The following is a 6,477-nucleotide window of genomic DNA, read 5'->3' on the forward strand; positions in this document are numbered from 1 at the left end:
CCGCGTCCAGCCCGACCGTACGGTTACAGCGAAAAGCTGCACCCATGACCCCACCCCGCATCCCAGCAGGTTGGGCTCTACATCGCTGTGCATCTTCCTTAAAGGCGACCTTAATCCAGCCCACCACAATCCTCTCAGAAAAGCAGGGGTAGACTTTAGGGATGAGATTTTTGGGGGTTTCCTTTTTATTGCTGTTGCTGGCGGGTTGTGCACCTCAGCCTGGGGTTAGCGATAGCCAGCGCAGGGAGTGGGGCTTGCAGCCCATCATCAGCGGCTTCGCGCCGGATCGGGGCGAGGGCGGCAGGTACAGGCTGCGCGAACGGGTTTTTTTTAGCTTTACCCTCAGCCAGCCGGGCTACGTGACCCTGGTGACCATGGACTCTGACACCACCACCGTGGTCCTCGAGCGCAACGTACAACTGCTTGCGGGCCGCCACACCTTCCCACTGGCCACCGACCGCAACGCCCAGGGCCAGGCCACCTACCTGGTAGTGCCGCCTCTGGGGCCTTCGCGCTTCCGGCTTTTGTATACCAGTACGCCCGCCACCAACCGGGAGTTGTTCAGGGGCAGACTGAGCAACGAGGAGTTCAACCGGCACACCCAGGCTCACCTCGGTGCAGCCCAGGTGCGCGATGTGGCCGAGACCTCGATGGAGGCGGTGCAATGACGCGCTGGCTCATGATCCTGCTGGCTGGGGCTTTGGGGCTGGCTGCCTGTTCCCCACCCGCCCCGCAAACCCAGGTCTGCACCCCGGTGACCGATCAGGGAACCGTGACCGGGAGCCTTACACCGGTGACTTCACTCAGGGTGCTGGATCCTGACAAAACCGAGGTAACTCCCAGCCAGGTAGTGGTGACGGACAGCAGTTTTAGCGCGAACACGGGCGATGTGCTGGTGAGCAACTGCAACGATGGTCTTTTGCGAAGGGTAACCGGGGTCTCGACCCAGTTTGTAGGCGGCAGTGGGGTTTCCAGCCAGGCGGTGCGAAAGGTCTACATCCAGACCGAGAACGCTGCCCTCGAGGACGCCATTGCCTCGGGCGAGGTGAACCTCGAGACCAGCCTGACCATCGGCGAGGCCACCCTGGTTCAGGCTCTGGATGGGGTCAGTGTGCAAAACTTCACCGGGCGAATCAACCTGACCAACGTGCGGTTCGATATCCCTGGTGTGCCCGGGGCCAGCATCGCCCTCAACGGCTTTATCGAACAGACCCTCCGGCCCAACTTCAACCTCAGGTTCAGCAGCGGCAGCGTGGAGCTTTTCCGGGCCGGCATGAGCGGCACCCTCCGGTCTCAAATTACCGCCACCGTTCAGGCCAACGCCTCCTACAGCCCTTTCAACGTGACGCGCGAGCTGGCTTCCTGGAACATCAAACGGGTCTTTCTGGTGGGCAGTGTGCCGGTGGTGGTGGTGGTGCAGCCCAGGCTGATTGCAGGTGTGAGCAGCGCGGCCAGCGGCAAGGTTACGGTGGAGGTAGGTATCGCCCCCACCTTCACGACCAACGTCCAGCTCGATTACAACCGCACCCGGCCAGTCCAGGAGCGCTGGCAGAACACCTTCACGGCCAATTTTGCCGTCAACCCCACCTTCAACTACTCGGTTCCGGTACAGGGTTCGGGGAATGCCTTTGCCGGGTTGGCGATGGACATCAAGTTTTATGGTCTGGCAGGGCCGAGCCTCGAGGCCAAGCCCTTCATCGCCCTGACCCTGAACGGCAACAACGGCTCGGCTGGCCTCGAGACCGGCATCAATGGCCGAAGCAGGGTGGAAGCAGGGTTCAGGGTGCTGGGCAGGGGGCTCGAGACCAGCTACGATGGACCTACCATTAAACAGGCCCGCAGTTTTAGCTGCCAGGCTCCCAGCACCTGCACGGCGAACTGAGGTCGAGGGTCAGAAATCGCTTATAGCCCAATAGGGGATAGCCGCGTGAGGCACAACAACCCCGGTGCAGCGATGCTACTGCGTGAGCCTGCTATGTTGCGCTTTGCCCCCAGAACCCCGAAAATACCCGGGTGTTCGAGTTTGCCATCACCGCCGAGTCCGGCAGAGCCCGCACGGGGCTTTTTCAGACTCCTCACGGCGCGGTACAAACCCCGCTGTTCATGCCGGTAGGAACCCAGGGCAGCGTTAAGGGAATTTCGCCACCTGAACTGATCGCCACTGGTTCACAGATAATCCTGGGCAATACCTACCATCTGCTGTTGCGCCCCGGCCCCGAACGGGTGCGGGCCCTGGGTGGGCTGCACAAGTTTGCCGCCTACCAGGGCCCCTGGCTTACCGACTCGGGCGGTTTTCAGGTGATGAGCCTGGGAGATCTGCGCAAAATCTCCGAGCAGGGCGTGACCTTCCGCAGTCACCTGAATGGCGACCTGATCGAGCTTTCCCCCGAAACCAGCGTTCAGACCCAGGAAGCCCTGGGGGCCGACATCGTCATGGCCTTCGACGAGTGTCCGCCCCACCCCACCGAACCCGCGTACCTGCAGGCTTCCATCGAGCGTACCCTGCGCTGGCTCGAGCGTTGTCTGCAAGCCAAAACCCGGCCCGACCAGGCGCTCTTTGCCATTGCGCAGGGGGGAGTTGACCTGAGACTCCGCCGCATCAGCGCCGAGGCCACCGTGGCCTTCGACACCCCTGGCTTCGCTATCGGAGGACTGGCGGTGGGTGAGTCGAAGGAGGGGATGTACCCAGCGGTTGAGCTTTCCACCCGAATCCTGCCCGAGCGCAAGCCACGCTACCTGATGGGCGTGGGCCACCCGGAAGACCTGGTGGCCTCGGTAGCGCTGGGAGTAGATATGTTTGACTGCGTCTACCCCACCCGAACCGGACGTTTTGGTTATGCCCTGACCCCCGAGGGTCGGCTGAACCTCAAGCTCAGCCGCTACCTCGACGACCCCCGTCCAATTGACCTCGAGTGCGACTGTTACGCCTGCACTCACTACAGTCGGGCCTATCTGAGCCACCTGGTGCGGGCTGAAGAGATGCTGGCCCCCCGCATGGTCTCGCTGCACAACCTGCGCTATCTGCACCGTCTGATGGAGGCAGCCCGAACCGCTATTGAAGCCAACAATTATGGCGAGTTTGCTCGAGATTTTGCCCTGAGGCGCTTCGGGCATGAAACTCCGCAATGGTTCACCAGGGCGCTATACGAGGGGGGGCACTGGAACTGAACGGGAGCAGAGGACGGTCAGGGGCAGTTGGTCATGGGCAATTGGACTGCAACCCAGTTCCCTTCCGCTTCCCTCGCCGGGGTCGTTTTCCTCCCTACCCCTCTCCTCATCTTCCCCTACCCTTCCCGGTAGAAGTGGCTATTCAGGTAGTAGTCGGTGTATAAAATCTTTACAAAGGCAATCAGCGGCACCACCAGCAAGGCTCCCAGAACTCCAAAGAGCGAAGCTGCAATCAGGACGCCTGCAATGCCGGTGACCGGGTGAACGCTGGTGGTATGGCGCATGATCAGGGGCCAGAGCACGCCCTGAATCTGATTACAGATCCACAAGGCCACCAGGACTGCAACCAGGGCCAGCCAACCCAGCGGCAGGGCCAGCAGGATCGCGGGCACCGAAGAGATAATCACACCAATTACAGGTACAAAGCTGAACACGAAGGCCAGGAATCCCAGCGACATGGCCTGGGCAAAGGTATCTGCCCCAAACCCTTGAAAAAACCCAAAGGCCACATACATCGCCAGGGTGATCATCAGGCCGTTGGCCAGGGCACCTAAAAGCGTGCCCCGCACATAGCCTCCAAAAGCAGTATCGGCTTTATGGAACAGTTCAGCGGCCCTGGGCTGATAGGGCCTGGGGATGACCTTGAACATATTGGCCCCGATGTTGGGCAGGTCGTAGAGCAGATAGATTGAGATGGTGATAACGGTCAGCAACTGGAACACGCCACCCAGCAGTCCGGTAAAGAACCCCAGCAGGTTGCCGCCCTGGGCCAGCAGGGTTTGCAGGGCCCTCAACAGGGTCTGGGTGAAGGCCTGCACCAGGGCCTGAAGGTTGTCGGTGGCCTGGGTCAGGGCTTCACGCAAAAACGGGGGGAGGTCAACCCGCCCTATCTCGTCGGGCAAGCCCTGCACCCAGCCGATGAGGGGGTGCAGTATTTGGGGCAGGTTGTTTACAAAGCGGGTCAGTTGCCCGGTCATGCTGGCCAGCATCACCGTTGCCAGCCCTAAAAAGAGGAGCATTCCCACAAATACCGCCACCACGCCCAGGGCCCTTGTTAGTCGGCGGTGTTCAAACCAGCGAACCACGGGACTTGCAACATAGGAAAACACAAACGCAATCGCCACGGTGGTGATGGCTGTGCGGGCACCCTCCATGACCCAAATGAGCGCCCACAACCCCAAAAGTGCCAGAGCGATGTAGGCGGCAGCCCGCAGCCAGTAGTTCTGCCAGACCAGTCCAAACGTTGCGCGCATACTGCCTATTATGGCCGGCCTCCCCCACCCCGGGTCTGGGGTCAGACCCAGTGGAAGATGGATGGGCGGTGCGAATCAGGCTCGAGGTCAACCTTCTTTGTAGAATTTGCTGGTCAGGTAAAACTCCGTGTAAATCGCCTTGAAGAAGGCCATCAGCGGGACGGCCAGCAGAGCGCCAATCAGGCCATAGAGGCTAGAACCCACCAGAATAGCCCCTATCACGCTTACCGGGTGCAGGCTGGTGGCTCGTCCCAGAATGCGCGGGCTGAGAAGATGGGCTTCCACCTGGTTGGCAAAAACCACCACCCCCAGTACCGCCAGCACCTGCGGCCAGCCTACCGTGAGCGCCAGCAGCAATGCTGGAATGGTGGAAATAATTACGCCAGCATAAGGAATCAGGTTGAACACCGTTGCCAGGAAGCCCAGAGAGCCAGCCAGGGGCACCCCAAAAATCCATAACCCCACTGCCACGATCAGGCCCACCGCAATCGCTACCAGCAACTGTCCCCGCAGGTATCCGCCCACTGCCCGATCCAGCTTGCCCGCAATATCCCCCACCAGGGGTTGGTAGGGCAGTGGAACCGCCTTAAAAATGGTCTTGGAGATCTTGGGCATATCGTAGAGCAGGTAAATCGAGATGATCAGGGCCGCAAACAACTGAAGCGCTCCACCCACCAGGAAGGCAAAAAATCCCACCAGGTTACCGCCTTGGGCCAGCAGGGTTCGCAGGGCATTGAGCAGGATCTGCATAAAGTCCTGCAATAGGGTTTGCAGGCTTTGAATGGCCTGAGCAAAGACACCCTCGAGGGCCGGGGGAATTTCAAACTGTCCGATACGGGTGGGCAGGTTCTCGATCCAGGTTAGGAGTGGGGCCAGAATACGGGGTAGATCGGTAGCAAAAAGGGCAAGCGCATAGGCCATATCGGCAATCAGGAATGAGGCCAGTCCGAGTAGAAGCATTAGCCCTAAATAGACCAGCAACACCGCAAAAAAGCGGGGGACTTTGCGGGACTCGAGGGCCCGTACCACTGGGGAGGTAATGTAGGCAAATACAAAGGCCAGTATCAGTGTAACAATTGCACCTCTGGCCCCTCCAAATACAAAGCCAGCCAGAGCGATCAGCAGGTAGGTCAGAACCGCATACACTGCGATTCGCACCCACAACAGCTTCCAGATTTCAGCAACATCCCGGCGCATGGGGACTACGATACCGCAGGATTGAACGAAAGGTCTTGGTTTCCCCCTGACTCGCTTCAGGGCAGTCCGAACTCGAGCTTCCCCCTGGCCCGCACCGCCTCGGGTGCCAGGCCCTGGCCAAAGTACTGGTCCTTGTCGGGCTCACCGTCCCACAGCTCAAACAACAGCCGCGCCCCTTCGCTGGTGCCCCGTAACGCCGACCCGGTGCCACTGTTGCCCACCCGCCCAATCCACTGACCCTTCATCACCTTGCTGCCGGGCCGCAGGCCCGGGGCAATTCCAGCAAGATGGGCATATACGGTCGTGAAGCCGTCGGGGTGGCGGATCCAGACTTCACGTCCACGCAGCCTGTCCATCTGCTCAGGACTGGCCCCACTGGCAACCGCCCGAATTAAGGCATCAAACTCTGGGCGGGTCATCTCCTGGTGGTTGATCTCGGCCTTGACAATCTCGCCCCCGGCTGCCGCCACCACGCCCATCCCAAAGCGTACTGGCACACAAGCATCGTCACCGGCAAAAACAAAGCCGGGGTTGGTTCCCTTGCGGTATTCGCGGGGCGCTCCGGGCAGGTTGCTGTCAGTTCTGGGCAGACAGGCCCCCGGCAGGGGCAGCCCAAAGCCCTCGGGGCCTTTTTGCAGTTCTTGCTCGAGCCTGGCAATTTCCGACTGCAAGCCCGCCACCTGCCGACGGGTGCTGGATAGCTGGGCGCTCTGCCACAGCGCCACCAGCGTCACCAGAGCCAGCACAATCCAGCCGGGTTTGATCGGCATGGTTTTATTCTATGCTATATAAAAACAGGGACACAGCTAGGCTTTTATCATATGCGGTATGGACGAGGCGAAAGGCATACCCAGCCCGA

At 60.4% G+C, this 6,477-nt stretch carries 6 protein-coding genes; 3 read left to right on the forward strand and 3 right to left on the reverse strand.

Features of this window, described 5'->3' with window-relative positions:
- Nucleotides 1-161 precede the first annotated feature (161 nt).
- From Q0288_RS14725 to tgt, 3 genes are all read left to right on the forward strand, one after another.
- Entirely contained in the window at nucleotides 162-668 is a 507-nt protein-coding gene (locus tag Q0288_RS14725) for a DUF4384 domain-containing protein (RefSeq protein ID WP_299431932.1), read from the forward strand.
- On the forward strand, nucleotides 665-1,882 hold the full coding sequence (locus Q0288_RS14730; protein WP_299431935.1) for a hypothetical protein: 1,218 nt from the start codon (nucleotides 665-667) through the stop codon (nucleotides 1,880-1,882). Before Q0288_RS14725 ends, Q0288_RS14730 begins: the two co-directional genes overlap by 4 nt.
- A gap of 131 nt (nucleotides 1,883-2,013) precedes the next feature.
- On the forward strand, nucleotides 2,014-3,168 hold the full coding sequence (gene tgt, locus Q0288_RS14735) for a tRNA guanosine(34) transglycosylase Tgt (RefSeq protein ID WP_299431938.1): 1,155 nt from the start codon (nucleotides 2,014-2,016) through the stop codon (nucleotides 3,166-3,168).
- Nucleotides 3,169-3,284: 116 nt separating this feature from the next.
- Here the strand turns inward: tgt and Q0288_RS14740 are convergent, their stop codons facing one another.
- The 3 genes from Q0288_RS14740 to Q0288_RS14750 all read right to left on the reverse strand — a co-directional run bounded on the left by Q0288_RS14740 (nucleotide 3,285) and on the right by Q0288_RS14750 (nucleotide 6,388).
- Entirely contained in the window at nucleotides 3,285-4,421 is a 1,137-nt protein-coding gene (locus tag Q0288_RS14740) for an AI-2E family transporter (protein WP_299431942.1), read from the reverse strand.
- 87 nt (nucleotides 4,422-4,508) lie between these two features.
- Nucleotides 4,509-5,618, reverse strand: coding sequence for an AI-2E family transporter (locus Q0288_RS14745; RefSeq protein WP_299431944.1), 1,110 nt, complete (start codon nucleotides 5,616-5,618; stop codon nucleotides 4,509-4,511).
- Nucleotides 5,619-5,674: 56 nt separating this feature from the next.
- On the reverse strand, nucleotides 5,675-6,388 hold the full coding sequence (locus tag Q0288_RS14750; protein WP_299431947.1) for a M23 family metallopeptidase: 714 nt from the start codon (nucleotides 6,386-6,388) through the stop codon (nucleotides 5,675-5,677).
- Nucleotides 6,389-6,477: the final 89 nt, after the last annotated feature.

This window comes from uncultured Meiothermus sp. (genome assembly GCF_937863175.1).
In the GTDB taxonomy this organism is placed as follows: Bacteria; Deinococcota; Deinococci; order Deinococcales; family Thermaceae; genus Meiothermus.